The organism is Zobellella endophytica (assembly GCF_003012775.1).
In the GTDB taxonomy this organism is placed as follows: Bacteria; Pseudomonadota; Gammaproteobacteria; order Enterobacterales; family Aeromonadaceae; genus Oceanimonas; species Oceanimonas endophytica.
Map to the genome: position 1 here is coordinate 88,057 of NZ_PXYG01000010.1, position 24,554 is coordinate 112,610.

The 24,554-nt window shown below is 65.3% G+C and carries 24 protein-coding genes and 1 tRNA gene; 9 read left to right on the forward strand and 16 right to left on the reverse strand.

The features are described 5' to 3' along the window. The first annotated feature begins 18 nt into the window (after positions 1-18). Positions 19-1,215, forward strand: coding sequence for a tyrosine--tRNA ligase (gene tyrS / locus C7H85_RS17595; RefSeq protein WP_106731014.1), 1,197 nt, complete (start codon positions 19-21; stop codon positions 1,213-1,215). Between the two features lie 92 nt (positions 1,216-1,307). Here tyrS and C7H85_RS17600 read toward each other — a convergent pair whose 3' ends face one another. The 5 genes from C7H85_RS17600 to C7H85_RS17620 all read right to left on the reverse strand — a co-directional run bounded on the left by C7H85_RS17600 (position 1,308) and on the right by C7H85_RS17620 (position 5,658). Beyond that, positions 1,308-1,937 (reverse strand): trimeric intracellular cation channel family protein, encoded by a 630-nt coding sequence (locus C7H85_RS17600; protein WP_106731015.1) that lies wholly within the window; start codon positions 1,935-1,937, stop codon positions 1,308-1,310. Positions 1,938-2,003: 66 nt separating this feature from the next. Next, positions 2,004-2,816, reverse strand: coding sequence for a cobalamin-binding protein (locus C7H85_RS17605; RefSeq protein WP_106731016.1), 813 nt, complete (start codon positions 2,814-2,816; stop codon positions 2,004-2,006). Beyond that, on the reverse strand, positions 2,809-3,738 hold the full coding sequence (locus C7H85_RS17610) for a cobalamin biosynthesis protein (protein WP_106731017.1): 930 nt from the start codon (positions 3,736-3,738) through the stop codon (positions 2,809-2,811). The genes C7H85_RS17605 and C7H85_RS17610 overlap by 8 nt, the downstream gene beginning before the upstream one ends. Before the next feature lie 5 nt (positions 3,739-3,743). After that, a complete protein-coding gene (mtnN, locus tag C7H85_RS17615; RefSeq protein ID WP_106731018.1) occupies positions 3,744-4,442 on the reverse strand; it encodes a 5'-methylthioadenosine/S-adenosylhomocysteine nucleosidase in 699 nt (232 codons plus the stop codon). Between the two features lie 169 nt (positions 4,443-4,611). Beyond that, complete coding sequence (locus C7H85_RS17620; RefSeq protein WP_342749351.1) at positions 4,612-5,658, reverse strand: EamA family transporter; 1,047 nt, start codon at positions 5,656-5,658, stop codon at positions 4,612-4,614. Between C7H85_RS17620 and C7H85_RS17625 the strand changes: the two genes are divergently transcribed. Further along, positions 5,594-6,994 carry an aminotransferase-like domain-containing protein gene (locus C7H85_RS17625; RefSeq protein WP_210433689.1) on the forward strand — a complete coding sequence of 467 codons (1,401 nt, stop codon included), beginning with the start codon at positions 5,594-5,596 and terminating at the stop codon, positions 6,992-6,994. The genes C7H85_RS17620 and C7H85_RS17625 overlap by 65 nt on opposite strands. Positions 6,995-7,474: 480 nt before the next feature. On the opposite strand, the gene C7H85_RS17630 is transcribed toward C7H85_RS17625, so the two are convergent. From C7H85_RS17630 to C7H85_RS17640, 3 genes are all read right to left on the reverse strand, one after another. Continuing rightward, positions 7,475-8,977 carry an aldehyde dehydrogenase gene (locus C7H85_RS17630; RefSeq protein WP_106731021.1) on the reverse strand — a complete coding sequence of 501 codons (1,503 nt, stop codon included), beginning with the start codon at positions 8,975-8,977 and terminating at the stop codon, positions 7,475-7,477. Between the two features lie 9 nt (positions 8,978-8,986). After that, entirely contained in the window at positions 8,987-10,348 is a 1,362-nt protein-coding gene (locus C7H85_RS17635) for an aspartate aminotransferase family protein (RefSeq protein WP_106731022.1), read from the reverse strand. A 351-nt stretch (positions 10,349-10,699) separates the two neighbouring features. Then, complete coding sequence (locus C7H85_RS17640; RefSeq protein WP_106731023.1) at positions 10,700-11,449, reverse strand: gamma-glutamyl-gamma-aminobutyrate hydrolase family protein; 750 nt, start codon at positions 11,447-11,449, stop codon at positions 10,700-10,702. Positions 11,450-11,723: 274 nt separating this feature from the next. Here C7H85_RS17640 and C7H85_RS17645 point away from each other — a divergent pair, with 274 nt between their 5' ends. Further along, positions 11,724-13,097 (forward strand): glutamine synthetase family protein, encoded by a 1,374-nt coding sequence (locus tag C7H85_RS17645; protein WP_106731024.1) that lies wholly within the window; start codon positions 11,724-11,726, stop codon positions 13,095-13,097. Between the two features lie 13 nt (positions 13,098-13,110). After that, positions 13,111-15,072: a Na+/H+ antiporter NhaC family protein gene (locus tag C7H85_RS17650; RefSeq protein WP_106731025.1), complete on the forward strand. Its 1,962-nt coding sequence runs from the start codon at positions 13,111-13,113 to the stop codon at positions 15,070-15,072. A gap of 150 nt (positions 15,073-15,222) precedes the next feature. On the opposite strand, the gene C7H85_RS17655 is transcribed toward C7H85_RS17650, so the two are convergent. From C7H85_RS17655 to C7H85_RS17685, 7 genes are all read right to left on the reverse strand, one after another. Continuing rightward, entirely contained in the window at positions 15,223-15,615 is a 393-nt protein-coding gene (locus tag C7H85_RS17655) for a CoA-binding protein (RefSeq protein WP_245879711.1), read from the reverse strand. A gap of 53 nt (positions 15,616-15,668) precedes the next feature. Further along, positions 15,669-16,514, reverse strand: coding sequence for a pirin family protein (locus C7H85_RS17660; RefSeq protein ID WP_106731027.1), 846 nt, complete (start codon positions 16,512-16,514; stop codon positions 15,669-15,671). A 10-nt stretch (positions 16,515-16,524) separates the two neighbouring features. After that, on the reverse strand, positions 16,525-17,511 hold the full coding sequence (locus C7H85_RS17665) for a glutathione S-transferase family protein (RefSeq protein WP_106731028.1): 987 nt from the start codon (positions 17,509-17,511) through the stop codon (positions 16,525-16,527). Between the two features lie 214 nt (positions 17,512-17,725). Continuing rightward, positions 17,726-18,157 (reverse strand): thioredoxin TrxC, encoded by a 432-nt coding sequence (gene trxC, locus C7H85_RS17670; protein ID WP_106731029.1) that lies wholly within the window; start codon positions 18,155-18,157, stop codon positions 17,726-17,728. Between the two features lie 4 nt (positions 18,158-18,161). Then, on the reverse strand, positions 18,162-18,572 hold the full coding sequence (locus tag C7H85_RS17675; protein ID WP_106731030.1) for an META domain-containing protein: 411 nt from the start codon (positions 18,570-18,572) through the stop codon (positions 18,162-18,164). A gap of 10 nt (positions 18,573-18,582) precedes the next feature. Further along, a complete protein-coding gene (locus C7H85_RS17680; protein WP_106731031.1) occupies positions 18,583-19,572 on the reverse strand; it encodes a 2-hydroxyacid dehydrogenase in 990 nt (329 codons plus the stop codon). A gap of 61 nt (positions 19,573-19,633) precedes the next feature. Then, on the reverse strand, positions 19,634-20,488 hold the full coding sequence (locus C7H85_RS17685; RefSeq protein ID WP_106731032.1) for a type 2 periplasmic-binding domain-containing protein: 855 nt from the start codon (positions 20,486-20,488) through the stop codon (positions 19,634-19,636). A gap of 128 nt (positions 20,489-20,616) precedes the next feature. Here C7H85_RS17685 and C7H85_RS17690 point away from each other — a divergent pair, with 128 nt between their 5' ends. Together C7H85_RS17690 and C7H85_RS17695 are read left to right on the forward strand one after the other, a co-directional pair. Further along, on the forward strand, positions 20,617-21,306 hold the full coding sequence (locus C7H85_RS17690; protein WP_106731033.1) for an MOSC domain-containing protein: 690 nt from the start codon (positions 20,617-20,619) through the stop codon (positions 21,304-21,306). Positions 21,307-21,368: 62 nt separating this feature from the next. Further along, a tRNA-Pro gene (locus tag C7H85_RS17695) sits at positions 21,369-21,445 on the forward strand. 42 nt (positions 21,446-21,487) lie between these two features. On the opposite strand, the gene C7H85_RS17700 is transcribed toward C7H85_RS17695, so the two are convergent. Continuing rightward, positions 21,488-21,700, reverse strand: coding sequence for an RNA-binding S4 domain-containing protein (locus C7H85_RS17700; RefSeq protein ID WP_106731034.1), 213 nt, complete (start codon positions 21,698-21,700; stop codon positions 21,488-21,490). Between the two features lie 159 nt (positions 21,701-21,859). Here C7H85_RS17700 and C7H85_RS17705 point away from each other — a divergent pair, with 159 nt between their 5' ends. The 3 genes from C7H85_RS17705 (at position 21,860) to C7H85_RS17715 (ending at position 24,536) form a co-directional block, all read left to right on the forward strand. After that, entirely contained in the window at positions 21,860-22,993 is a 1,134-nt protein-coding gene (locus C7H85_RS17705; RefSeq protein ID WP_106731035.1) for an aminotransferase class V-fold PLP-dependent enzyme, read from the forward strand. Positions 22,994-23,110: 117 nt separating this feature from the next. Further along, on the forward strand, positions 23,111-23,680 hold the full coding sequence (efpL, locus tag C7H85_RS17710) for an elongation factor P-like protein EfpL (RefSeq protein WP_106731036.1): 570 nt from the start codon (positions 23,111-23,113) through the stop codon (positions 23,678-23,680). A 16-nt stretch (positions 23,681-23,696) separates the two neighbouring features. Continuing rightward, positions 23,697-24,536, forward strand: a complete 840-nt coding sequence (locus tag C7H85_RS17715; protein ID WP_106731037.1) for a PfkB family carbohydrate kinase — start codon at positions 23,697-23,699, stop codon at positions 24,534-24,536. The last annotated feature ends 18 nt before the right edge of the window (positions 24,537-24,554 follow it).

Genomic DNA, 24,554 nt, shown 5'->3' on the forward strand with positions numbered 1-24,554 from the left:
CACAGGAGTATAGTTGCCATGTCCCAACTGGAAGCGGCATTAGCGGAAATCAAGCGCGGTGCCGAAGAGATACTGGTTGAAGAAGAACTGGTTGCCAAACTGAAGGAAGGCCGGCCGCTGCGGATCAAGTTGGGCATGGATCCCACGGCGCCAGATATCCATCTGGGGCACACCGTCATTCTGAACAAGCTGCGTCAGTTCCAGGATCTGGGCCATGAGGTGTTGCTGCTGATCGGGGACTTCACCGCCCAGGTCGGGGATCCCAGCGGCAAGAACAGCACCCGTCCTCCGCTCACCGCCGAGCAGGTGGCCGACAACGCCAAGACCTACGCCGAGCAGGCGTTCAAGGTGCTGGACCCGCACAAGACCCAGATCGTCTACAACTCCAGCTGGCTGGGCGAGCTGGGCGCCACCGGCATGATCAAGCTCGCCTCCAAGCTGACGGTGGCGCGGATGCTGGAGCGTGACGATTTCAAGAAACGGTATGGCTCGGGCCAGTCCATCGCCATCCACGAATTCATGTACCCCCTGCTGCAGGGCTACGATTCGGTGGCGTTGAAGGCGGATGTGGAACTGGGCGGCACCGATCAGAAGTTCAACCTGCTGATGGGCCGCGAGCTGCAGAAGGACGCGGGCCAGTCGCCCCAGGTGGTGCTGACCATGCCGCTGCTGGAAGGGCTCGACGGCATCAAGAAGATGTCCAAGTCCGCCGGCAACTACATCGGCGTGGACGAGGCTCCCGAGCAGATGTTCGGCAAGATCATGTCCCTGTCCGACGAACTGATGTGGCGTTACTTCGAGCTGCTGTCCCGGCGCAGCCTGGACGAGCTGGCCGGACTGCGCCGCCAGGTGGCCGAAGGCGCCAACCCACGCGATATCAAGATACTGCTGGCCAAGGAAATTATCACCCGGTACCACAGTGAAGCGGCGGCCGAGCAGGCGCACCAGGACTTCGTGCTGCGCTTCCAGAAGAATGCCATTCCCGAGGATCTGCCGGAAGTCACCCTGACTGCCGGTGCCGAAGGCATCGCCATCGCCAACCTGCTGAAGGATGCCGGCCTAGTGGACTCGACTTCCGAGGCGCTGCGCATGATCAGGCAGGGTGCGGTCAAGGTGGACGGCGACAAGCTGGACGACGGCAAGCTGGTGGTGCAACCCGGCCAGGCGGTATACCAGGTGGGCAAGCGCAAGTTCGCCCGGGTGACGGTGGCCTGAATCCGGCCCGGTGCTTAAAGCGGGCTTGTTGAGCCTTACGGGAGCAGGCCAATGGCCTGCTTCTGTTGTTTCTCTCTCCCGCTTCCCGTTCTCTACCGGTTGAGGGAAAAGGCCGGCAACGACAGGTGCCAGCGAATGGCGGCGACCCGCAGCACAAAGGTACCCAGCATGCCGAGCAGGGTGGCCAGCAGCGGAGTTACCCCGAGCGACAGCGAGCCGGTATAGAGCACTCCCCCCAGGATGCAGGCGGTGGCGTAGATCTCCCGCTGCAACACCATGGGCACTTCCCGGGCCAGCACATCGCGGATCATGCCACCGGCCACCCCGGTGATCACCCCCATCACCACCGCCACCATGCCGGAAGTACCGTGGCCCAGCGCCTTCTCGGTGCCGATCACGGTAAACAGCGCCAGGCCGAAGGCGTCGGCCAGCGGCAGTATGTACCAGGGCAGCCGGCGTGGCAGCCGGGCGATATACTGCCCAAGCAGGGCGGTGGCCAGTATCACCCACAGATAGACGGTATCGGCGACCCAGAACACCTGTTCGGCACCGATGATCAGATCCCGGATGGTCCCCCCGCCGATGGCGGTGACCGCCGCCAGCACTATCACCCCAAAGCCGTCCATGCGCAAACGGCCCGCCACCAGTACACCGGAAAAGGCGAACACGGCGGTGCCGAACAAATCACTCCAGTAGAATACCGCATCGACCAGGGGCAGCATTTCTCTCTACCTCGAATAAAAGGGGCGCCATTGTATAGAGGCGACCAGCCGAACACAATGGCGCCCCTAATCGACCCGCACCCGGTCCAGCTGTTGGCACAGCTGGCGGATGCCCTCCGGGGTGCGGGGGGTGATACGGTGCAGCAAGTCCGCGTTCACCGTCAACAGATGGCCCCGGCGCACCGCCTGCAAGGCCGGCCATTGTCGCCAGTAGTGCAATTCCGCTGCGCTCTCGCCCAGGATGGCGTCCGGATCCCGGGCCAGCACAAACTCGGTGTCCGCCTGGGGATAGGGTGCCTGGCTGTCGGCCATGATATTGATGCCGCCACAGAGGCGGATCGCCTGCCCCATCCAGGTGCTGCCGTTGGCCGACATCAGCGGGGTGGCGCCCAGTTGGTAAAACACCGTCACCGGGGCGGCCTGGCGGTGTCGCTGCGCCAGCTCCGCCAACTGTTGCCGGTAGTGCTCGGCGACCCGGGCGGCGGTCTGTTCCCGCCCGGTCAGCCTGCCCAGGTATTCCAGCTCGTCGGCCAGATCCCGCAGCTGCGCCGGCTCGGAATAGGCGACGGGGATGCCCAGTTGTACCAGCGGCTGAAGCTGCAGGTGCTGGGCGCTGCGCCAGGCGACGATGAGATCGGGTTGCAGTGCCAGTATCCGTTCCAGGTTGATGGATCGGTAATTGGCGACCTTGGGCAGGGCGGTGCCTTCCGGCGGATAATCGCTGGCCTCGTCGGTGGCGATGACCTGCGGGCCTGCGCCGATGGCGAACAGCATCTCGGTAATATGGGGGGTCAGGCTGACGATACGGCGGGCCGGTTCGGCGGCGGTCGCTCCGGCGCCGGCCAGCAGCGTCAGCAACAGGAGCAGCGGCCTAACCATGGAGCAGCGGCGCCAGTATCGCGGCCCAGGCCAAGGTCCACCAGAACAGCAAAGCCATCAGCAGGCGCCGCAACAGCGCCCGTGCACCGGTCTCGTTGATATAGTTCCTGCTGCCGAGCTTGGGGTAGTAATCGGTGGCATCGGTGTAACGGCGCGGGCCGCCGAGCCCGACGTCGATTCCTGCCGCGGCCACGGCCAGCAGGCGGCCGGCGGCGGGATAGGGCCACAACCGTCCCTGGGGCCAGGCTTTCGCCGCCCGGACGGAGCCGGGGTAAATCAGCAGGGTCAGCGCCAGCAGCTGCAATGGCAGCCAGGCCATGGCCCGGTACAGCAGGGAGGGGGTGGCGCCGAAGGCGCGCCAGTGGCTGAGCTTGACCGGCCAGGCCTGCACCAGGCCGCGCAGCAGGGCAAACGGCAGGGCGGCGTAGATGCCCCCGGCCAGGTACCAGCACAGCAGGGCGAAGTCACCGGCCAGGCGCAGCAGCGCCACTTCCGCCACCGCCTTGTGCAGGCCGAGGGGCGACAGCGGATCCGTCTGGCGCAGGCACAGGGGAGCCAGCGTCAGCCGGGCCAGCGGACGTTGCGTCTCTATCTGGGCCAGACACCGGGGCAGGGCGCGGCTGAGCCGGCCCAGATCCAGGCAGCACCACAGTAGCAGGGGTTCCAGCAGCGCCGGCCAGGGGGCCAGCGTGGCCAGGGCCCAGTAGGCGGCCAGCAGCGGCAGTAGCAGGCACAGCAGCAGGGCGGCGCCCGCCGCCCGCAGGTAGCGGGCCGAGTAGTGCTCACCGTTGAGGCGGGTCCCGAGCAAGGCCAGGCCCCTGAGCTGCCAGCCCTGCACCGTGCCGGCGGGCAGCAGCAGGCTCAGGACCACGGCGATGCTCAGCAGGGTGAGTGGTTGCTCGAACAGGGCGGGGTAGGGCATGGGAGTCAGCCCTGCATCCGCTCGATCATGGCGAGCACCATGGCGGAGGAGTGGCGGGCCGCGACGTCCAGGAAGGCTTCGAAAGACTCGGCCTGCTCCTTGCCGGCGATATCGGACAGGGCGCGCACCACCACGAAGGGTACCCGGAACTGGTGGCACACCTGGGCGATGGCGCCGGCCTCCATCTCGCAGGCTTTCATCAGGGGAAAATCGGTGACGGCCTTGTTCAGTTGGTCTTCCCGGTGCATAAACTGATCACCGGTGCAGATCAGGCCCACCGCCGAAGCGATGTCCTGCTGCTCGGCCAGGCATTCCCGGGCCAGTTCGATCAGCGCGGGATCGGCGGCAAAGGCCGCCGGTTGTTGCGCCATCTGTCCCATTTCGTAACCGAAGGCGGTGACGTCCACGTCGTGGAAACGCACCTCGCTGGAGATCACCACGTCGCCCACGTGCAGCGCCGGATCGAAGCCGCCGGCGGAGCCGGTGTTGATCACGCAGGCGGGAGCGAAACGCTCGAGCAGCAGGGTGGTGGCCATGCTGGCGGCCACCTTGCCGATACCGGAGCGGGTGATCACCACCTCCCTGCCGGCCAGCCGGCCCCGGTAAAATTCGCAGCCCGCCACCGTGGTGGTCTGGGCATCCGCCAGCCGGGACCTGAGCTCGGCCACTTCCTGCTCCATGGCGCCGATAATGCCGATAGTCATAAAGGATTTTCCCGCAACGAAAAAGATGGCCGGGAGTTTACCACTATCCGTTCAAAAGGCCGACTCGAGCTGTTCAGGCAACTTCGTCCACAAACCGAAAGTGCCACCATAGGACGCCCTCGCTGCTGCCGGACCCGTGTTTGAAACATCAAGGCCGGCGCGATCAACCTTAAGGAGCCGCCTTTTGCCCCGCCGCCCTGGCCGCGCCGGGCAAGGGCCCCCGGTAGAGCACCAGGCCGACGCCCAGCAGGAAAGCGCTGCACGACACCCACTGGGCGGCGGACAACCGCTCCCCGTAGATGAGGTAGCCGCTGGCCAGCGCGAACACCGACACCAGCAGGGTGAGCGGTGCCATCTGGCTCATGGGGTATTTGAGCAGCATCTTGTTCCACACCCAGTAGCCGAACAGGGTGGTGGGGTAGGCCTGGAACAGCACCGAGATCCAGGCCTCGGCGTTCCACTGCCGGTAGGTGATCTCAAGCACCTCCACCCCGTTGAACAGCAGGCTCAGGCCGATCAGCGGCAGCGGCGCGAACAGCATGCCCCAGATATTGAAGGCGAAGGGCGAGCGGGTGCCCGACTGGCGCACCATGACTCCGGCCAGCGGCCAGCAGATCGCGGAGATCAGGATGAAGGCTACCCCCGCCGGGGTCACGTTGCCGTTGGTGTAGAGGATCGACACCACCAGGCCCACCAGCGCCATCCCCATGCCGAACCACATGCGCGGGGAGATGATCTCCTTGTAGAGCAGCACCCCCACCAGCACAGTGGTCAGCACGTCGAGCTGCAACAGCACCGACGCCATGCCCGACGACAGGCCGAAGGTGATGGCACACGAGGCCATGCCCCAGATGCCGGTGCCGAACAGCAGGCCGTAGCCCATCAGGTAGCGCCAGGGCACCTTGGGCCGGCGAATAAAGAAAATGATGGGAAAGGTGGCGCAGGCGAAGCGCGCCGCCGCGATCAACAACGGATCCATCCCGGTGACCCCGAGCTTGATCATCGAAAAGTTGAATCCCCAAATCGCCATCACCGATACGATGAGCAATAAATCCCGACCCTGCATAGATCCCGTTCCCCCTGTTGATATGTGACGGAGCCAGTGTCGCTTGCGGGCAGAAATCGGTACAGATACAATTTTTGGAAATTTAATGGGTACAGATGAGGTGGGCATGGCGAAATACCGGGAGCTGGCGGAGAAATTTATCGGCGACATCCGGGCGGGCAGGCTCGCCGCCGGCGATCGCCTGCTGTCGCTGCGGCAGTTCGCCCGGCAGCAGGGGGTCAGCCTGTCCACCGCCGTCAGCTGTTACGCCGAGCTGGAATCCCTCGGCTGGCTGGAGGCGCGGCCCAAGGCGGGTTTCTTCGTCGCATCGCGCCGCCCCGCCACCCAAAGGCCCGAATGGGCGCCGTTCGAAAGCCGGCTCGCCACCCCCGCGGTGGCCTATCGCCACCCCGCCACCCTGAGCGGCCCCCTGGGCACCTCGCGCCTGTCCCTGGAGGAGGCCAGCCGGGCCGCCCTGGAGCGCAGCTTCCGCCGGGCCATGAGGGCGACCGCCGAACGCCTCGACCGCTATCCGGCGCCGCAGGGGGAGGAGGCGCTGCGCGAGGCCCTGGCCGGCCACTTCGGCCAGTGCGGCTTCGCGATGGATGCCGACGAGCTGGTGATCGGCCACGGCTGCATGGACGCGGTGAAGACCGCGCTCGAAGTCTGTACCCGGCCCGGTGACGCCGTCGCCATCAGCTCGCCCTGTTACAACGGCCTGCTGGAGGTGCTGGCGCAGCTGTCATTGCGCATCGTGGAAATCCCGTCGCTGGAAGAGGGCATCGATCTGGCGCAGCTGGAGCACCACCTGCGGCTCGGCACCGTGCAGGCGGGACTGTTCTGTACCACGCACATGAACCCCCAGGGCATCACCATGTCGGTGGCGCAGAAGCGGCGGCTGGCGCAGCTGGCCAACCGCTACCGGGTGCCGGTGATCGAGGACGATGTCTACCTCGAGCTGGCGCACCACCCGCATGTGCCGCTGCCGGCCGCCTACCATGACGAGGGCGGCTTCGTGATCTGGTGCGGCTCCCTGTCCAAGACCCTGTCGCCCAGCTATCGCCTGGGCTGGTGCCGGCCGGGCCGCTATTTCCGGCCCTTTGTGCAACGGGCGCTGGGGGTGCCGACCCTGATGCAGCTGGCGCTGGCCGATTTTATCGACAGCGGTGCCTACGCCAGGCACCTCAGGCGCAGCCGTGACCGGCTGGCCCGGCACAAGCCGCTGTATCTCGACTATCTGGTCCGCCACCTGCCCGAAGGGTGCCGCATCAGCCAGCCCGACGGCGGCCTGGTGTTGTGGATCCAGGTGCCGGGGCTGGACGGCGATGCCCTCGATCGAGCGGCGGAACGGGCGGGGCTGGATATCCGCACCGGCGCGTTGTTCACCGCCTCCGATCGTTATCGGGACTGTCTGCGCATCAATATCGGCTTTCCCTTCGAGGAGCCGGTGCGGCGGGAGCTGCAGGCCCTCTGTGGGCTTATCGGCAAGATGATCGCTCCCGCATAGGGCCTCCGGAGCTTGGCCATTAATCACATCGGGCCGTCTGTTGTGAGCGTAGATAAGAGGCAACAGGGCCACCTCCGACGACACGCTTCGGAACCTGACACTCGCCGTTTCAGCCTGCTGCGAACATTCACTGGATGTTCGGTCAGGCTGAAACGACTCATCACGGCGAGCAAGCTCGCCCCCTGTACGCTCGGAAATGCCATCCCTGGCATTTCACGGTCGGCGGAGGACTCCCTATTGCCTCTCCCCTGGTTGCCGAGTTGGCTGCCGCCAACAGGCGGTATCAGTGCCTAAAGGAGGACAAAGGGCACGACTCGGCCGACCTTCTGTTTCAGGGACGAAACAGAGAGCGTACAGGGAGGTATTCACAGCGTGTCGGCGGAATCGTGCCCTTTGGCCGACCTCTACGGGCATGGCAGACAACCTGGCCATCAAGCGGAGGGCTCCATGATGGAGCCCTCCGTTTTGGTAAAGGAAACCTCAGTGGCCGCTCAGGGCTATCCAGGTGGTCTTCAGCTGGCTGTATTCCGCCAGGGAATGCAGCGACTTGTCCCGGCCGTTGCCCGACTGCTTGACCCCGCCGAAGGGCACCGTCATGTCGCCGCCGGCGTAGTTGTTGACGAACACCTGGCCCGACTCCAGCCGTCGCGCCGTGGTCAGCGCCTGGTCCAGGCTCTGGGTCCACACCGCCGCCGCCAGGCCGTAGGGGGAATCGTTGGCGATGGCCACCGCCTCGTCCGCACTGTCGAAGCCGATCACCGCCAGCACCGGGCCGAAGATTTCCTCCCGGGCCAGGGCCATGCCGTTGTGCACCTCGTCGAACACCGTGGGCGGAAAATAACAGCCGCCGCCGTCGGTAAGCACCGGCTCGCCGCCCAGGCGCAGCCGGGCGCCCTGGGCGAGGGCCCGGTGCACATGGCCGCAGATACCGTCGAGCTGGGCGGCGTCCACGATGGCGCCCATGGGGCTTTGGGGGTCCAGCGGATGGCCCGGCTGCCAGGCCCGGGCGTGGTGCAGGATCCGCTCCACCAGCTCCTCCTTGACGGTGTTTTCCACCAGCAGCCGGGAGCCGGCGATACACACCTCGCCCTGGTTGTAGAAGATGGCCTGGGCGGCCTCCCGCGCCACCCGCTCCAGATCCCCGGCGTCGGCGAAGACGATGTTGGCGCTCTTGCCGCCGCATTCCATAAAGGTGCGCTTCATATTGGACTCGCCGGCGTACTGGGTGAGCAGCTTGCCCACCCGGGTGGAGCCGGTAAAGGCCAGGGCGTCCACCTCCGGGTGCAGGGCCAGGGCCTTGCCCACGGTGTGGCCGTAGCCCGGCAGTACCTGCAGGATCCCGTCGGGAATGCCCGCCTCCCGCGCCAGGGCCGCCAGCCGGATGGCGCTGAGCGGCGATTTCTCCGAGGGCTTGAGGATCACCGCGTTGCCGGCGGCCAGCGCCGGGGCGATTTTCCAGCAGGCCATCATCAGCGGAAAGTTCCAGGGCACCAGGGCGGCCACCACCCCGAGCGGCTCACGGGTCACCAGCCCCAGGCTGTCGGGGCCGGTGGGGGCCACCTCGCCGTAGATCTTGTCGATGGCCTCGGCGTTCCAGCGCAGGCAGTGCACGGCGGCGGGCAGATCCACCTGCAGCGCATCGCGGACAGGTTTGCCCATGTCGAGGCTGTCGAGCAGGGCCAGCTCCTCGGCATGTCGTTCCACCAGCCCGGCCAGTCGCAGCAGCACGGCCTTGCGCCCGGCCGGGGCCAGTGTCGACCAGTCGCCCCGGCGGAAGGCGGCGCGGGCGTGGCCCACCGCCAGCTCGGCGTCCTGCTCGTCACAGCTGGCCACCAGGGTCAGGGGCAGGCCGTTGGCCGGGTTGAGGGTGGCGAAGCGATCACCGCCCGCCGCCTCGCAGTAGCGTCCCTGAACAAAGGCCCGACCCTCGGGTTGCAGGCCTTCGCTCAGGGCCTGCCAGTCGGCAAAGGTTTTTTCACTCATCGGCTAACCTCAGTCCATCAGGCCCAGTTGGCGGGCGGTGAGATCCAGGCTCTGGCGGGCCAGGCGCACCAGCTCGTCTATTTGCGCCTCGGTGATCACCAGGGGCGGGGACACCACCATGGTCTCGCCCACCGAGCGCATCACGATGCCGCTGGCAAAGCAGTTGTCCCGGCACTGGCCGCCGACACCCGGCTCGAAGCGGGCCAGGGTGGCTTTGTCGGCCACCAGCTCCAGGGCGCCGAGCAAGCCCAGGCTGCGCACCTCGCCCACCAGGGGGTGATCGGCCAGGGTCGCCCACTGCTTGGCAAAGTAGGGCGCGGTGACTTCGCGCACTCGCGCTATGATGCCTTCTTCTTCCATCAGCTCCAGGTTGCGCAGTGCCACGGCGGCGCAGGCCGGGTGGCCGGAATAGGTGAAGCCGTGGTAGAACTCACCGCCCTGCTCGATCAGCACCTCGGCCACCCGGTCGCCGACCAGCACGCCGCCGATGGGCAGGTAGCCGGAAGACAGTCCCTTGGCGATGGGCATGAGATCGGGCTTGATGTTGAAGTGCTGGCTGCCGAACCACTGGCCCAGCCGGCCGAAGCCGCAGATCACCTCGTCGGCGATCAGCAGGATGCCGTACTGGTCGCAGATGCGCTGAATTTCGGGCCAGTAGCTGTCGGGCGGAATGATGACGCCGCCGGCGCCCTGCACCGGCTCGGCGATAAAGGCGGCCACCCGTTCCACTCCCAGTTCCTTGATCTTCTGCTCAAGGGAGCGGGCCGCCAGCAGGCCGAATTCCTGCGGGCTCATTTCCCGGCCTTCGCCGAACCAGTAGGGCTGGGCGATATGCTCCACGTCCGGCAGCATGGGGCCGCCCTGCTCGTGCATCGGCGCCATGCCGCCCAGGCTGGCGCCGGCCAGGGTGGAGCCGTGGTAGCCGTTGCGCCGGCCGATGATCACCGTCTTGTTCGGCTGACCCTTGAGCTGCCAGTAGCGGCGCACCATGCGCACCACTGTGTCGTTGGACTCGGAGCCGGAGCCGGTGAAGAACACATGGTTGATGTGCTCGGGCGCCAGCTCGGTCAGCTTTTTGGCGAGCTTGATCGCCGGTGGGTGGGCGGTCTTGAAGAAGTTGTTGTAGTAGGGCAGCTCGGTCATCTGGGTGGCGGCGGCCTCCACCAGCTCGCGACGGCCGTAGCCCAGGTTGACGCACCAGAGGCCGGACATGGCGTCGAGGATGCGGTTGCCTTCGGAGTCGTGGATATAGATGCCGTCGGCGCCGGTGATGATGCGGCTGCCGCTGCCCAGCGCCTTGGTGTCGGTGAAGGGATGCAGGTGGTGGCGACCGTCGTCCTGGCGCAGGGTGTGGGTGTCGTGTTGTTGCATGATGATGTCCTTGTCGTCCGGGCCTGTTCAGGCGTGTTCAGGGTTGTTCGAGTAACAGTTCCCAATGGTGCTACATCGACCGGATACCGCACACAGACTCGCCGTGAGGTGTGGCACTCACTGTTTCAGCCAACTGCGAACATTCTCTGGATGTTCGGTTTGGCTGAAACAGTTCGTCCCGGCGAGACAAGCTCGCCCCCTCGGGGCTCCGCCGCGCCATCCCTGGCGCGGAGGGTCTGCTTAGCGCTACCCGGTCGCTGTCCCAAATGACCTATCACGGTTTGGAACAGCTGTTTAAGTGCTAGCGGGGCGGGCAGTAGCCTGTCCCTCTTTCGGAATAAAGCGCCTTTTTCAGGCGAGGATACGTTGCCGGTGCCGGGCGCAGGCGGCGCCGAAGGCGGTAAAGATGGCCCGGTAGAGCGGATGCTCGTCGCTGCGCCATTCCGGGTGCCACTGCACGCCCAGGGCGAAGGGCTGGGCCGGATCGCTGATGGCCTCGATCAGGCCGTCGGGAGCCAGGGCTTCCGCGAGCAGGCCCTGGCCCAGCCGGTCGATGCCCTGCTGGTGCAGGGAGTTGACCTCGAAGGCCGGCTCGCCGGTGAGCCGGGCGAGCAGGCCGTCCGGGTTGAGGCGGATACCGTGGGCGGGCCGGTAGTGCTCGTCCATGTCGTCGGCGGCCGGCTCCCGGTGATCGAGCAGGCCGGGCAGCTCCTGCAACGGCTGGCGCAGGCTGCCGCCGTAGGCCACGTTCATTTCCTGCAGCCCCCGGCAGATGCCGAGCAGGGGCAGCTGCAGGCGGCGGGCTTCATGGACGAGCGACAGGGCCGAACCGTCCCGGGCCGGATCGTAGCGGCAGTCGCCGGGCCAGGGAGCCTGGCCGAAATGGCGGGGCTCCACATTGCTGTAGCTGCCGGTCAGGCAGAGGCCGTCGAGCCGGGCCAGGATCGCCGGGTTCAGTCCCTCGCTCAGGGCCGGCAGCAGCACCACCTCCACCTCCGCCGACTGGCGCAGGGCCGTGACGTACTTGTTAACCACCATATGGCAGCCATGCCCCTCTATCTGACGCTGGCAGGCGCTGACGCCCACCACGGGGTTGTGCATTTTTCTTTCCATATTGCTACCCGATAAATATGATTGTTTTATATATTCAACACCAGCGGTGTTGCTCATGTAAAGAATAAGAGCACGTGACGGCCGTTAATGCCAGAGTGAAAAGGGAATAAAAATCCGTATTTATGCCTAAAATGTGATGTGGTTAACTGTTTGTTACAACAATTTAACTTTATTTCCGTCTGGTGGATTGCCCTGGCATGTTGATTATTTTATAACGATATTGAATTTGGGGTGGTTATTAAAAGACAACATGGAGTTCACTATGGGTGACAGGGGCATGCAAGAGGCCCGGGCGTTTCTGGAGCAGAACCCGGATATCAATTCCATCGACCTGATGATCGGCGACATCAACGGGGTGGTGCGCGGCAAGCGCATCCCCCGGGACAGCCTGCTCAAGGCCTACGAAGAAGGGGTCTGCCTGCCGGCATCGCTGTTCGCGCTGGATATCAACGGCAATACCATCGAAGAAACCGGGCTGGGTCTGGATCAGGGAGAGGGGGATCGGCTGTGCTTCCCGGTGCCGGGCACCCTGAGCCGGGTGCCCTGGCAGGACCGGCCCTGCGCCCAGGTGCTGATGAGCATGTTTGAAAACGATGGCAGCCCCTTCGTTTACGATCCCCGTCATGTGCTGCGGCGGGTGCTGGACCGCTTCGCCGAGCTGGGGCTGACCCCGGTGGTGGCGGTGGAAACCGAGTTTTACGTGGTGGACCGGGAGCGGGACGGCCAGCACCAGCTGCAGCCGCCCCTGTCGCCGGTGACCGGCAAGCGGGACAAGCAGTGCCAGGTGTATTCCCTGTCGGATCTGGACGACTACTGCGACTTTATCGAAAGCATTCATCAGTCGGCCCTGACCCAGCAGCTGCCGGTGGACACCGCCATCGCCGAGTGCGCCCCGGGTCAGTTCGAGATCAACCTCAAGCACAGGGCCGACGCCATGCAGGCCTGCGACGAGGCGGTGCTGCTCAAGCGCTTGATCAAGGGGGTGGCGGCCCGCCACGGCATGGAGGCGACCTTTATGGCCAAGCCCTACAACCAGGAGGCGGGCAGCGGCACTCATATTCATGTGAGCCTGCTTGACGAGCAGGGCCGCAACTGCTTCGCCAGCGAGAATGACCAGGGCCTGGGTAGCGAGACGCTGAGCCAGGCGGTGGCCGGGGTGCTGGCGCTGATGCCCGAGTCGATGGTGGTGTTCGCCCCCAACGCCAACAGCTACCGCCGTTTCCAGCCCGGTTTCTATGTGCCCATGAGCCAGACCTGGGGCGCCGACAACCGCACCGTGGCGGTGCGCATTCCCGGCGGAAGCGCCGAGGCGCGCCGGCTGGAGCACCGGGTGGCCGGCGCCGACGCCAACCCCTACCTGCTGGTGGCCAGCATACTGGCGGGCATCCACCTCGGCATCAGCCAGCGGTTGAGTCCGCCGACGCCGGTGACCGGCAACGCCTACGCCAGTCATCCTCCCAGCCTGCCCAACAGCTGGATCCAGGCGCTGGATCAGTGGCAGCGCAACGAGGTGCTGCCGTCCTACCTGGGGGCGGAGTTCTGCCGGGTTTACCACGCCAACCGCTACGGCGAGCGGCAGCTGTTTATGCGCCATGTCAGCTCTCAGGAGTACGACTGGTATCTGCGTTCGGTGTAAAGAGGAAAAAACCATGGAAGGATATCAACAATCATTCGGGCGGCTGCTGACGGCCCTGCTGGCCCTGGTGCTGCTGTGGCCGGGCGGCCTCAGGGCCGCGGGGGAGGAATGGGAACTGAGCCCGCCGGCCCTGGTACTGAAGGGCGTGCCCTTCGAGGTCACGGTGGAAGGGATACCGGCGCAGCCCCTGTGGCTGGCGCTGGACGGCGAACGCCACGGCCTGCAGTTCGAGGGCGGCGAGGCGGTGGTGGAGGGCCTGGTGACCGATGCCGACCGTGCCGCCCTGACGCTGGTGGACGCCAACGGCGGGGTGCTGGCAGAGGCTCAAAGCCCGGCCATCGCCGCCTGGCTGTCGGTGCTGCCGGCCCTGCTCGCCATCCTGCTGGCGCTGGTGTTCCGCCAGGTGATACTGGCGCTGTTCGTCGCCATCTGCATCGGCGGCTGGCTGGGCTATGGCCTGGCGGGCGAGCGGCTGCTGACCAGTGTGCTGGATTCGGTCAATGTGCATGTGCTGACCGCCGCCAGTGACTCGGAACACATGTCGGTGGTGCTGTTCTGCCTGCTGATCGGCGGCATGGTGGGCATCATCTCCCGCAACGGCGGCACCGTCGGCATCGCCCGCCATATCACCCGCTTCGTGCGCGGTCGGCGCAGCGCCCAGACCACCACCGGCCTGCTGGGTACCGCCATCTTCTTCGACGACTACGCCAACGCGCTGATCGTCGGCAACACCATGCGCAACATCACCGACAAGTTGCGCATCTCCCGGGAAAAGCTGGCCTATATCGTCGACTCCACCGCCGCGCCGGTATCCGCCATCCTGCTGGTGACCACCTGGATAGGCTTTCAGGTGGGGCTGATCGACGAGGCGTTGCGGCCTTTGGAGGGCTTCGAGGGCTCTGCCTACGGCGTGTTCCTGGCCGCCATCGGCTACAGCTTCTACCCGATATTGGCGCTGCTGTTCGTGTTTATGATTAGCCTCAGCGGCCGCGACTTCGGCCCCATGCTGAAGGCGGAAATCCGGGCGGTACAGCAGCACGGCGAGCAGGACGAGGCGCTCACCGACCGGGAAGCCATCGCCGAAGAGGCCAGTATCGACGCCAAGCCGGGCATCCCCCATCGGGCATTGAATGCCATCATCCCGATGACGGTGCTGGTGTTCACCACCCTGGGCGGTATCTGGTACACCGGCATGAGCGAGCTGGGTTTTCCCGCCGAAGCCAGCCTGCGTGACGTGTTCGGCAACGGCGATTCCTTTACCGCCATGATGTGGGGCTCATTGCTCAGTACCCTGGTGGCGCTGGCCATGACCCGGCTGCAGGGCCTGCTCAGTATGGACGAGACCGCCCACTACTGGTTCGAGGGGGTCAAGTCGATGTTGCTGCCGATCACCATACTGATGATGGCCTGGGCGCTGTCGTCGGTGAACGAGGCGTTGCACACCAGCGACTATCTGGTAAGTGTGCTGAGCGACAGCCTGAGTCCCGAGCTTATTCCGGTGAGCGTCTTCCTGCTGTCTGCCTTCACCGCCTTCGCCACCGGCTCCTCCTGGGGAGTCATGGGTATCATGATGCCACTGGTGGTGCCCCTGGCCTGGGCGGTGCTGCAGCACCACGGCCTGGCCGGCGATCCGCAAGCCATGCACCTGTTCTACGCCTCGGTGGCGGCGGTGCTGGCCGGCGCGGTATGGGGCGATCACTGTTCGCCGCTGGCCGAGACCACCCTGCTGGCGGCCATGGCCTCGGGTTGCGGCCTGGTGGAGCATGTGCGCACCCAGTTGCCCTACGCCCTGTTCGTGGGGGTGATCAGCACGGTATGCGCCATCGTTCCCGTGGCCTACGGCCTGCCCTGGTGGCTGGGGCTGATTGCCAGCGCCGGGGTCATGGGGCTGGGGCTGCGGCTGCTGGGTCAGCGGGCGGAAGCGCCGGAGCAGGAAGCGGGCGTGCCGGCCAGGTTGGAGGCGGACACCCGATAAAAGAAAAAGCAGACTGCTGGCAAACCTTCAGGCTTACCTGGACAGTCAACGTCTATGTCAGAACAGGCGGACAAAGGGAACGGCTTATGCGGTCATGACAACGACGTTGCCATCAAGCTGAAAGGGGCCTATGGCCCCTTTTGACTCAGATTATCCCAGCAACTGCTGGTGCACCACCTTGATACAGCGATCTTCCACGTATTCCAGTTCGGCCTCGGCGGCGGACTCGGCGGCCTGCTCGCTGGTAATGCCCTCCTGCAGCCACAGGCACAGGGTTTCGTGCTCGATCGCTTCCAGGGCGATGTCGGCGGCGAACTCGCCACGGCGGAACACGTTGACCAGTTGCACCGGCTGATCCAGGTCTTCCAGGCCGGCCACGCAGGTCTGGCCGAGGATGACGGCGCCGGCCAGCTGCGGGTTGACCGGATAAACCTGGTAGCCGTGTTGCAGCAGATACTCCATCACCTGGTAGCTGGCCCGATCCGGGCGGTTGGAGGCGCCGACCAGGGCGATGCTGCGGGTGTTGGAAAGAATACGTTTCAAGCGATCTTGCTCAAGCGCGTCCATGGGGCATACCTAACGGAATAAAAACCTCTTTATACCAGTTTGCCCGCCCGGTAATCCATTATCGCCTGCTCAATTTCGGCAACGGAATTCATCACGAAGGGGCCATATTGCACCACGGGTTCATGCAGGGGGCGGCCCGCCAGCAGCAGCAGCCTGGCGCCGGCCTCGCCCGCCGCCAGTTCGAGCCGGTCGCCGGCGCCGAGCAGGGCGCAGTGCTCCCCGGACAGCACCTGACCGGCGATGCGGGCCTCGCCTTCGAAGCCGTACACCAGGGCGTTGAGTTCGGCCGCCAGCGGCAGGCTCAGGCCGCCGCCGGGCGCCAGCCGGATGTCGGCGATCAGCGGTCGGGTATGCTCGCTGTGGATGGGCCCTCGCAGCCGTTGCCCGGCCAGCTCCAGCTCGCCGGCCAGCAGGATAAGCTCACCGCCGCCGTCCAGCGGGGCCCGGGGCAGGCTGGCTCCGGGGATGTCCTGATAGCTGGCCGGCTGCATCTTGAGCGCGGCGGGCAGGTTGAGCCAGATCTGGAAGCCGCGCATCCGACCCGCTTCCTGCTGGGGCATTTCCGAGTGGATGACGCCGCGCCCGGCGGTCATCCACTGCAGGTCGCCGGCCTTGAGGTGGCCCTGGTTGCCCATGTGATCCTGGTGCAGCATGTGGCCGTCGAGCATGTAGGTGATGGTCTCGAAGCCCCGGTGCGGATGGTCGGGGAAGCCGGCGATATAGTCGGCGGCATCAATCGAGGAGAAATGATCCATCATCAGGTAGGGATCCATGCGCTGATCCTGGTGCTGGCCCAGGGCGCGCTGGAGGCGCACGCCGGCGCCGTCGCGGGTTTCCATGGCCGGATAAAGGGCGGTGATCTTACGGGATGGCATCGGTTGCTCCTCAGTTGAAACGGTTGGCCCTGTCGTGGGGCTGGCGCCAGTCCTGGACCGGTCCCACGGAGACGATGCCGTGGGGATTGATGGTCGGGTGGCTGCGAAAGTAATGATGGCGGATATGGGCCATATCCAGGGTATCGGCCACGCCAGGGAGTTGATACAGATCGCGCAGATAGCCGTACAGGTTGGGATATTCCGCTATTTTACGGCGATCACACTTGAAATGGGTGTGATAGACCGCATCGAAGCGCACCAGGGTGGTCCACAGCCGGATATCGGCCTCGGTCAGCCGGTCGCCGGCCAGATAGCGCCGGCCGGTCAGCCGCTGTTCCAGCCGGTCCAGCCCGTGGAACAGCGCCGACACGGCGGCGTCGTAGGCCTGCTGATCGGTGGCGAAGCCGGCCTGGTAGACGCCGTTGTTGACCTGGTCGTAGACCCGGGTGTTGATGTCGTCGATCTCCTCGCGCAGATCCGGCGGGTAGTAGTCGCCCGGGGTGGCGCCGAGGCCGTCGAAGGCGCCGTTCAGCATGCGGATGATGTCGGCGGACTCGTTGCTGACGATGGTCTGCCGCTGCCTGTCCCACAATACCGGCACCGTGACCCGGCCGGAATAGCGGGGATCCGCCTTGAGGTAGAGCTGGTACAGGTAGTCGAAGCCATGGAGGCCGTCGCCGGTGGCGCCCTCGAAGTCGGTAGCGAAGGTCCAGCCGTGCTCCAGCATCACCGGGTGCACCACGGACACGGAAATCATGTCCTCCAGCCCCTTGAGGCTGTGCATGATCAGGGTGCGGTGGGCCCAGGGACAGGCCAGGGACACATAGAGGTGATAACGGCCCGGCTCGGCCCCGAAGCCCCCTTGGCCACTGGGACCCGCCTCGCCGGTCGGCGTGATCCAGTGGCGAAACTGACTTTGGCTGCGCTCGAAACGGCCCTGGGTGGCTTTGGTGTCGTACCAGACGTCATGCCAGACGCCTTCTACCAGCTTGCCCATAATCTTGTCCCTCCGTTGTGGTGATAGGACTATTGTGGACGACCGGGCAGGGATAGCCAGCGGGGATATTAGAGTTAGTTATTCAATAAATTTGAAGTTACTGCTGGCCCTTCATCCGCGTTTCAAGGCGTGAAGATGAGCGATATGACGCCAAGGAAGGGAGGGGAGCACGCGGCCCATCGGTCGCGTGCTCGGGCAGGTTAACCGTTTCTACTCAATAAAACTGACTCAACCACTGGCGCAGCTGGCCGGCGGGCAGGGCGCCAGACTGGCGGGCCAGTTCCTTGCCGCCGGAGAAGACGAGCAGGGTGGGGATGGAACGGATGCCGAAGCGGGCGGCGGCGGCCTGGTGGGCCTCGGTATCCAGCTTGGCCAGGCGCAGCCGGCCGGCCAGCTCGCCGGCTGCGGTGGCGAACACCGGCGCCATCATCTTGCAGGGGCCGCACCAGGGCGCCCAGAAGTCGACCACCAACGGCAGGGTTTCGTGGGCGAGCAGGCGATCGAGCCGGGGGCCGTCGAGCTCCAGCGGCGCGCCGGGCAGCAGCGCCGCCCTGCACTTGCCGCACTGGGGGGCCTGTAGCAGCCGGGCCGCCGGCACCCGGTTCTTGGCCCCGCAGGCCGGGCAGATCAGGAAATGTTCGCTCATGATATCAGTCCGCCTCGGCCAGCCGGTAGCCCAGGGTGTAGTCGCTGCCGGTCAGGGTCAGCTGTTGGTCGTCGAGGCTGATGGCGGCGCCCTGGTTGAGGGTGGTCAGTACCGCAGTTTCGATCCGCTGGATCCGGCCGGACAGGCAGGCCATCTTGGTGCTGGCCAGGGGATCCGCCCTGAGCCGGCCCTGTTCGACCCTGGCGCTGCCGAAAAAGCGGTTGCAGCCGGCCAGGCCGCTGATGGCCATGTGCTCGCCGATGGCCAGCTCCGAGCCGATGTCGACGGCGACCGGCTCGCCATTGACGGTGGCCAGGGTCCAGCGCTGGTGTTGCAGGTCGGAGTGGGCGGTGTCGAGCCCACCGGCGCAGGCGGTCAGCAGCAGGGCGGTGGTGGCGGCAAAAGCGAGTTTCATGCTGTGCTCCTTAGTTGATCTTGTTATCACAGGGCTCCCCGCGGGAAAGCCGTTGCAGGTTGTCGAGGGTGATGTCGGCGATGGCGGCCAGGGCCTCACGGGTGAGGAAGGCCTGGTGCCCGGTCATGATCACATTGGGGTAGGCTGACAGCAGGTGGAAGGTGTCGTCGTGGATGATCTCGCTGGACTTGTCGACGAAGAACAGGTTCTCCTCTTCTTCGTACACGTCCAGCCCCAGGGCGCCGATCTTACCGCCGTTGATGGCCTCGATGGCGTGTTCGGCATTGAGCAGGCCGCCCCGGCTGGTGTTGATGATCATCACCCCGTCCTTCATCTGCGCGAAGCTGTCCCGGTTGAGCAGGTGGTAGTTTTCCTTGAACAGCGGGCAGTGCAGGCTGATGACGTCGGCCTCGGCGAACAGCTCCGCCAGCGGCACATAACGCGCGCCCAGGGCCAGGGCCTCGGGGTTTTGGTAGGGGTCGTGCACCAGCAGTGTCATGCCCAGGCCCTTGAGGATGCGCAGGGTGGCGACGCCTATCTTGCCGGTGCCCACTACGCCGGCGGTCTTGCCGTGCATGTTGAAGCCGACCAGGCCGTTGAGGGAAAAATTGGCGTCCCGGGTGCGCTGGTAGGCCTTGTGGATATGACGGTTGAGGGTGAGCATCAGCCCGACGGTATGCTCGGCCACCGCCTCCGGCGAATAGGCCGGTACCCGGACTATGGTGATGCCCGCCGCCCGGGCCGCGTCCAGATCCACGTTGTTGTAACCGGCACAGCGCAGGGCGATGACCTTGACGCCTCCGGTGGCCAGCACCGTGATCACTTCGGCGTCGACCTTGTCGTTGACGAACACGCAGACGGCGTCGAAGCCCCTGCAAAGCGGGGCGGTATGGGCTTCCAGCCGCACCTCGAACCAGGTGATGTCGAAACCGTATCGGGCATTCTGCTCGGCGAAGGGCTGCTGCATATAGGGCTGGCAGCTGAAAAAGGCGATGTTCACCTGGTGGTTGCTCCCAAAGATGGCCGTTGTTCCAAGATAGTGTGCGGTAATCCCCGCTTTTTCAAGGCTGGGCGCCGGGGTGCCAGTAGCGGGCCGGCAACGCGCGGGTGGCCGGGGTTAGATCCGGGTTGGCGATGTCCAGGCGCAGGCGACGTTCGAGCCGCAGCTCGAGCAGGCTGTCCCGGACCAGCGGATGCCGCTCGAACAGAGCCATGAAGCTGCCGTCCGTATAGGCCCGTTCCAGTCCCCGGGCCAGGGCCTCGGCCAGTTCGGGCTCTTGCGGGCTGACGAAGAAATAAACGGCGAAGGGGTAATGCAGCAGCAGCCTGGGCTCGACGGTCAGCAGCGGATACTGCTCGGCGTTGGCCCGCAGCTCGCCATGCGCTTCGATGGGGCTGCGCGGGTAGTAGTCGACGTGCTGGTTGCGGTTGAGCATGTCCAGGATGCCGGCGCGGCGGGCGGCGCTGATCTTGAGCCCGGCGCCCTTGAGCACCTCGATATCGCTCCAGCCGATGCCCTGCACCCCGGTAAAGGCCGCCAGCTCGTCGAGGCTCTGCACCTGGCTGAAATCCGGCTGGCGCGACCGGTTGATGATCAGGACCCGGAAACCGGACAGCCCGCGCAGCAGCGGTACCGGTACCGGCAACAGTTTCTGCTCGTATTCGGCGGAGGTGCCCAGCCAGGCGAGGTTGACCGGCTGTCCCCGGTACAGCATCTGGGCGATGCGGAACTGGGAGTCGTTCAGCGGCACCGGGTTGACCACGAAGGGCTCACCGCTCTTTTCCAGGGCCAGGTTGAGTACCTGCCGGTAGTAATCATGGTGGGGAGGTACGCTGGCGGGTTGCGGTATGTTCACCACCAGTTTAGCCTGAGCAGACAGGCTGCACAGCGCCAGCAGCAACAGCAATTTGTACATAACGCCCGGTTCCTTGATAAGCATGACGGCCGGTCAGGGCCGATACCTTGTTATAGACTCAATCTACCCTGAGTGGCAGGGCTTTGTCTTATCATACTCGTGTTTTTATGGCTGACAGGGAGGCTGTAATGCAAGTGAATATTCTGACGGGCAAGGCGCAGATGCTGGATCCGCGCATCGAAAGTGCCATCGACAAGCGGCCCGTGACCCGTGCCCAGTTTTGCAGCTTTACCGGTCTGACGGACGACACCCAGGTGTCCACCCGCTTTCACGGCGGACCGGAGCGGGCGCTGCACTACTACCCGCGTGAGCATTACGGCTTCTGGCAACACTGGTTCCGGGGCATGGGTCTGTCCGATGCCGCGGCGTTGCTGGCGCCGGGTGCCTTCGGCGAAAACCTCTCCGGCACCGGCCTGCTGGAGCAGCAGGCCTGCATCGGCGATATCTACCGGCTGGACGGCGCCCTGGTGCAGATAAGCCAGCCCCGCTCCCCCTGCTACAAGCTCAACGCCCGTTTCGGATACGATTTTTTCTCGGTGCTGGTTCAGGCCAACGGCCGGGCCGGCTGGCTGCTGCGGGTGCTGGAAGAGGGCATGGTGGCCCCCGAGGCGCACATGGCTTTGGTGGAACGGCCCTGCCCGCAGATGCCGGTGAAACGGGCCGGCGATATTGTGTTCAACCAGGCCTTCGATCCGGCCGGGCTGCAGGAGCTGGCCGAATTGGATTGTTTATCAACCAGTTGGCGTGGAAAAGCAGCAGATTACCTGGCCGCGGGACAGGTGGACGACTGGAGCCGGCGGTTGATGGGGCCTAATTGAGGGGTTTATTGAAAAAGAGCTTGCAAGGCCCGCGCCGTTTATGTAAATTCTCGCCCCGTTGACGGCATGTAGCGCAGCTTGGTAGCGCACTTCGTTCGGGACGAAGGGGTCGGAGGTTCGAATCCTCTCATGCCGACCAGATTCAACAAAAAGCCCTGCATCGCTGCAGGGCTTTTTGTTTTTATTCCGTGACCACCTCCTGGCCGGCGAAGCTGACAGCCTGGCCGGCCGTTATCTTGCAGCGCTTGCGCACTTCCACCTCGCCATTCACCCGTACCTGGCCGTCGTCGATCACCGCCTTGGCCACGGCGCCGGAGTCGCACCAGCCGATCACTTTCAGCAGGTTATGCAGGGGAATAAAGGGATGGCCTTCGAGGCTGAACTGTTCACTCATTGTGTATCGTCGTCCTGGTTGAAAATAGTGTGCCCATGGTAACACCGGCGGGGGCCATGCTGGCAGGGGGGACGGCGACGGATTTTTGTGTACCGGGTCTTTGTTATTTGTGAACAGATTGGGCAGTATTGAATTCCGACGCTTACACGAGAGGTGCCTATGTCCGGATTACTGTCCCATGTCGACCCCGATGGCCTGCTGGAATATTCGGTGGTGTATACCGACCGCTCCCTTAACCACATGTCGCAACGCTTTCAGCAGGTGATGCGGGATATCTCCGCCAGCCTCAAGGCGCTCTACCATGCCCACTCGGTGGTGGTGGTGCCGGGCAGCGGCACCTTCGGCATGGAGGCGGTCGCGCGCCAGTTCGCCACCGATCGCGACTGCCTGGTGATCCGCAACGGCTGGTTCAGCTATCGCTGGAGCCAGATCTTCGAGGCGGGGCGGATCCCGGCGCGGGAAACCGTGCTCAAGGCGCGGCCGGTGGAGGAGGGGGCCCAGGCGGCCTTTGCCCCGGCGCCCATCGAGGAGGTGGTGGCCGCCATCCGCGCGCAGCGGCCCGCGCTGGTGTTTGCCGCCCATGTGGAAACCGCCGCCGGCATGATCTTGCCCGACGACTACATCAGGGCCGTGGCCGAGGCGGTGCATGAAGTGGGCGGCCTGCTGGTGCTCGATTGTATCGCCTCCGGCACCATCTGGGTCGATATGAAGGCCTGCGGGGTGGATGTGCTGCTGAGCGCGCCGCAGAAGGGCTGGAGCAGCTCGCCCTGCTGCGGCCTGGTGATGCTGAGCCAGCTTGCCCGGGAACGCATCGAGGACACCCGGAGCAGCAGTTTCGCCTGTGACCTGAAGCAGTGGCTGCAGATCATGGAAGCCTACGAACGGGGTGGCCATGCCTACCATGCCACCATGCCCACCGACGCCCTGACCCGCTTCCGCGATACCATCCGGGAAACCGAAAGCCTGGGCTTTGGCCTGCTCAAGCAGCGGCAACAGCAACTGGGCGGGCGGGTACGGGCGCTGCTGGCGGCGCGGGGCATCAAGAGCCTGGCCGCCGACGGCTTCGCCGCGCCGGGGGTGGTGGTGTGCTATACCACGGACGCGGCCATCAAGAACGGCAGCAGGTTTGCTGCCGAAGGGCTGCAGATTGCCGCCGGGGTGCCGCTGCAGTGCGACGAACCGGCGGATTTCCAGACCTTCCGCATCGGCCTGTTCGGGCTCGACAAGCTGCAGGATGTGGAGCGGACCGTGGCGACCTTCGAGCGGGCCCTGGACAAGGTGCTGCAGGGGTAGGATGCATCTTCCCGCAGGGCGGTATTTGTCGCCGTGATCTCAAATCCTGGGTCCGGGGTATGGTGCGGCCCTCTGGCCTTGGCTAAGATGCGGCGTCTGATTTTCTGGAGAGTACCCATGCCAAGGGCAAATGAAGTCAAGAAGGGAATGGTGGTCGAGCTGGACGGCAAGCTGCTGATGGTGCGCGATATCGAGGTGCAGAGCCCGAGCGCGCGCGGCGCCACCACCCTGTACAAGATGCGATTTACCGATCTCAAGAGCGGGCTCAAGGCGGAAGAGCGGTTCAAGGGTGACGATCTGCTCACCACCATCGAGCTGCAGCGGCGCACCGTGGTGCTGTCCTATGTGGATGGCGACGACCATATTTTCATGGATACCGACGACTACAGCCAGTATCCCATCCGCAGCAGCGACATCGCCGAGGAACTGCAGTTCCTGGATGAAAGCACCCAGGGCATCCAGGTGATGCTGGTGGACGGCCAGGTGATCGGCCTGGAGCCGCCGCAAACGGTGGAGATGGTGATCGTGGATACCACTCCGGAGATGAAGGGGGCTTCCGCCTCGGCGCGTACCAAACCGGCCACCTTCGCCACCGGCCTGACCATTCAGGTGCCGGAATACCTGAAGGTCGGCGACAAGGTACGTATCCACACCACGGAGCGGCGTTACATGGGCCGCGCCGACTGAGCACGGGAGCCTGCCCATGGCGAAGATACTGCTGCTGGCCAACCTGAACTGCGACCATGTGCTGCTGTTGGATGAGCCGCTGCGCGCCGGTGGCCGGCTGCGGTACCGGGACCAGGGCCGCCGGCTCGGTGGCGGCGCCGCCAACACCGGGGTGGGGCTGTTGTGGGCCGGCCACGAGGTGGCTATCGCCTCCCGGGTCGGGCGGGACGACACCGGGGACTGGCTCTGCCAGCAAGCCCGGGAGCTGGGACTCGATATCGAGCACGTGGAGCAATTCGACGGCGAAACCGGCGAACTGCTGGTGCTGGTGGACAGCCAGGGCGAGCGCACCATACTGCGTCAGGCCCGCCGTCCGGCCCTGCCCGGGCGGCTGCCCGAGGGGCCGGTGGATTGCCTCTACGCCAACCTGGATGGGGCCGAGGCGGCATCCTACATGGCGGCCATGGCCGAGCACAGCCTGGTGGTCGGCCAGTATCCCAAGGGCGGGCGCTGGCCCCGGCCCTGCCAGGTACTGATCGCCTCGGCCACCGATCTGGCCCGGCAGCAGGATCTGTGGTGCCATGCCCGGGAGCTGGCCGGGGAGCGGCTGCAGTGGCTGGTGGTAACCCACGGGGAGCAGGGCGCCGAGGCATTCTCGGCCGGCCGGCATATCCGGGTGCCGGCCCGGCCGGTATCGGTGGTGGATGCCACCGGGGCCGGCGACGCCTTCGCCGGTGGTCTCATCCATGCCTTGGTATCGGGCCAGGACATGCGGTTGGCGCTGGCGCAGGCCGGCCAGTGGGCGGCCTGCACCCTGTCGTCCACCACCTCCATTCCGTCCGAGCAGTTGAAGATCTATCTGCGTTGTGCGGGCTGAATTCGGGCCCGCGCACTG

Coding starts and splice junctions, on each gene's coding strand:
- C7H85_RS17610 (WP_106731017.1), bottom strand. CDS start 3,738: ATGCCCTACCCCGCCCTGTTCGAGCAACCACTCACCCTGCTGAGCATC.
- C7H85_RS17705 (WP_106731035.1), top strand. CDS start 21,860: ATGTCCGGATTACTGTCCCATGTCGACCCCGATGGCCTGCTGGAATAT.
- C7H85_RS17660 (WP_106731027.1), bottom strand. CDS start 16,514: ATGCCATCCCGTAAGATCACCGCCCTTTATCCGGCCATGGAAACCCGC.
- C7H85_RS17675 (WP_106731030.1), bottom strand. CDS start 18,572: ATGAAACTCGCTTTTGCCGCCACCACCGCCCTGCTGCTGACCGCCTGC.
- C7H85_RS17650 (WP_106731025.1), top strand. CDS start 13,111: ATGGAAGGATATCAACAATCATTCGGGCGGCTGCTGACGGCCCTGCTG.
- C7H85_RS17685 (WP_106731032.1), bottom strand. CDS start 20,488: ATGTACAAATTGCTGTTGCTGCTGGCGCTGTGCAGCCTGTCTGCTCAG.
- C7H85_RS17645 (WP_106731024.1), top strand. CDS start 11,724: ATGGGTGACAGGGGCATGCAAGAGGCCCGGGCGTTTCTGGAGCAGAAC.
- C7H85_RS17635 (WP_106731022.1), bottom strand. CDS start 10,348: ATGCAACAACACGACACCCACACCCTGCGCCAGGACGACGGTCGCCAC.
- C7H85_RS17665 (WP_106731028.1), bottom strand. CDS start 17,511: ATGGGCAAGCTGGTAGAAGGCGTCTGGCATGACGTCTGGTACGACACC.
- C7H85_RS17620 (WP_342749351.1), bottom strand. CDS start 5,658: ATGTCGCCGATAAATTTCTCCGCCAGCTCCCGGTATTTCGCCATGCCC.
- C7H85_RS17690 (WP_106731033.1), top strand. CDS start 20,617: ATGCAAGTGAATATTCTGACGGGCAAGGCGCAGATGCTGGATCCGCGC.
- mtnN (WP_106731018.1), bottom strand. CDS start 4,442: ATGACTATCGGCATTATCGGCGCCATGGAGCAGGAAGTGGCCGAGCTC.
- efpL (WP_106731036.1), top strand. CDS start 23,111: ATGCCAAGGGCAAATGAAGTCAAGAAGGGAATGGTGGTCGAGCTGGAC.
- C7H85_RS17600 (WP_106731015.1), bottom strand. CDS start 1,937: ATGCTGCCCCTGGTCGATGCGGTATTCTACTGGAGTGATTTGTTCGGC.
- C7H85_RS17715 (WP_106731037.1), top strand. CDS start 23,697: ATGGCGAAGATACTGCTGCTGGCCAACCTGAACTGCGACCATGTGCTG.
- C7H85_RS17605 (WP_106731016.1), bottom strand. CDS start 2,816: ATGGTTAGGCCGCTGCTCCTGTTGCTGACGCTGCTGGCCGGCGCCGGA.
- C7H85_RS17630 (WP_106731021.1), bottom strand. CDS start 8,977: ATGAGTGAAAAAACCTTTGCCGACTGGCAGGCCCTGAGCGAAGGCCTG.
- C7H85_RS17640 (WP_106731023.1), bottom strand. CDS start 11,449: ATGCACAACCCCGTGGTGGGCGTCAGCGCCTGCCAGCGTCAGATAGAG.
- C7H85_RS17700 (WP_106731034.1), bottom strand. CDS start 21,700: ATGAGTGAACAGTTCAGCCTCGAAGGCCATCCCTTTATTCCCCTGCAT.
- tyrS (WP_106731014.1), top strand. CDS start 19: ATGTCCCAACTGGAAGCGGCATTAGCGGAAATCAAGCGCGGTGCCGAA.
- trxC (WP_106731029.1), bottom strand. CDS start 18,157: ATGAGCGAACATTTCCTGATCTGCCCGGCCTGCGGGGCCAAGAACCGG.
- C7H85_RS17625 (WP_210433689.1), top strand. CDS start 5,594: ATGGGTACAGATGAGGTGGGCATGGCGAAATACCGGGAGCTGGCGGAG.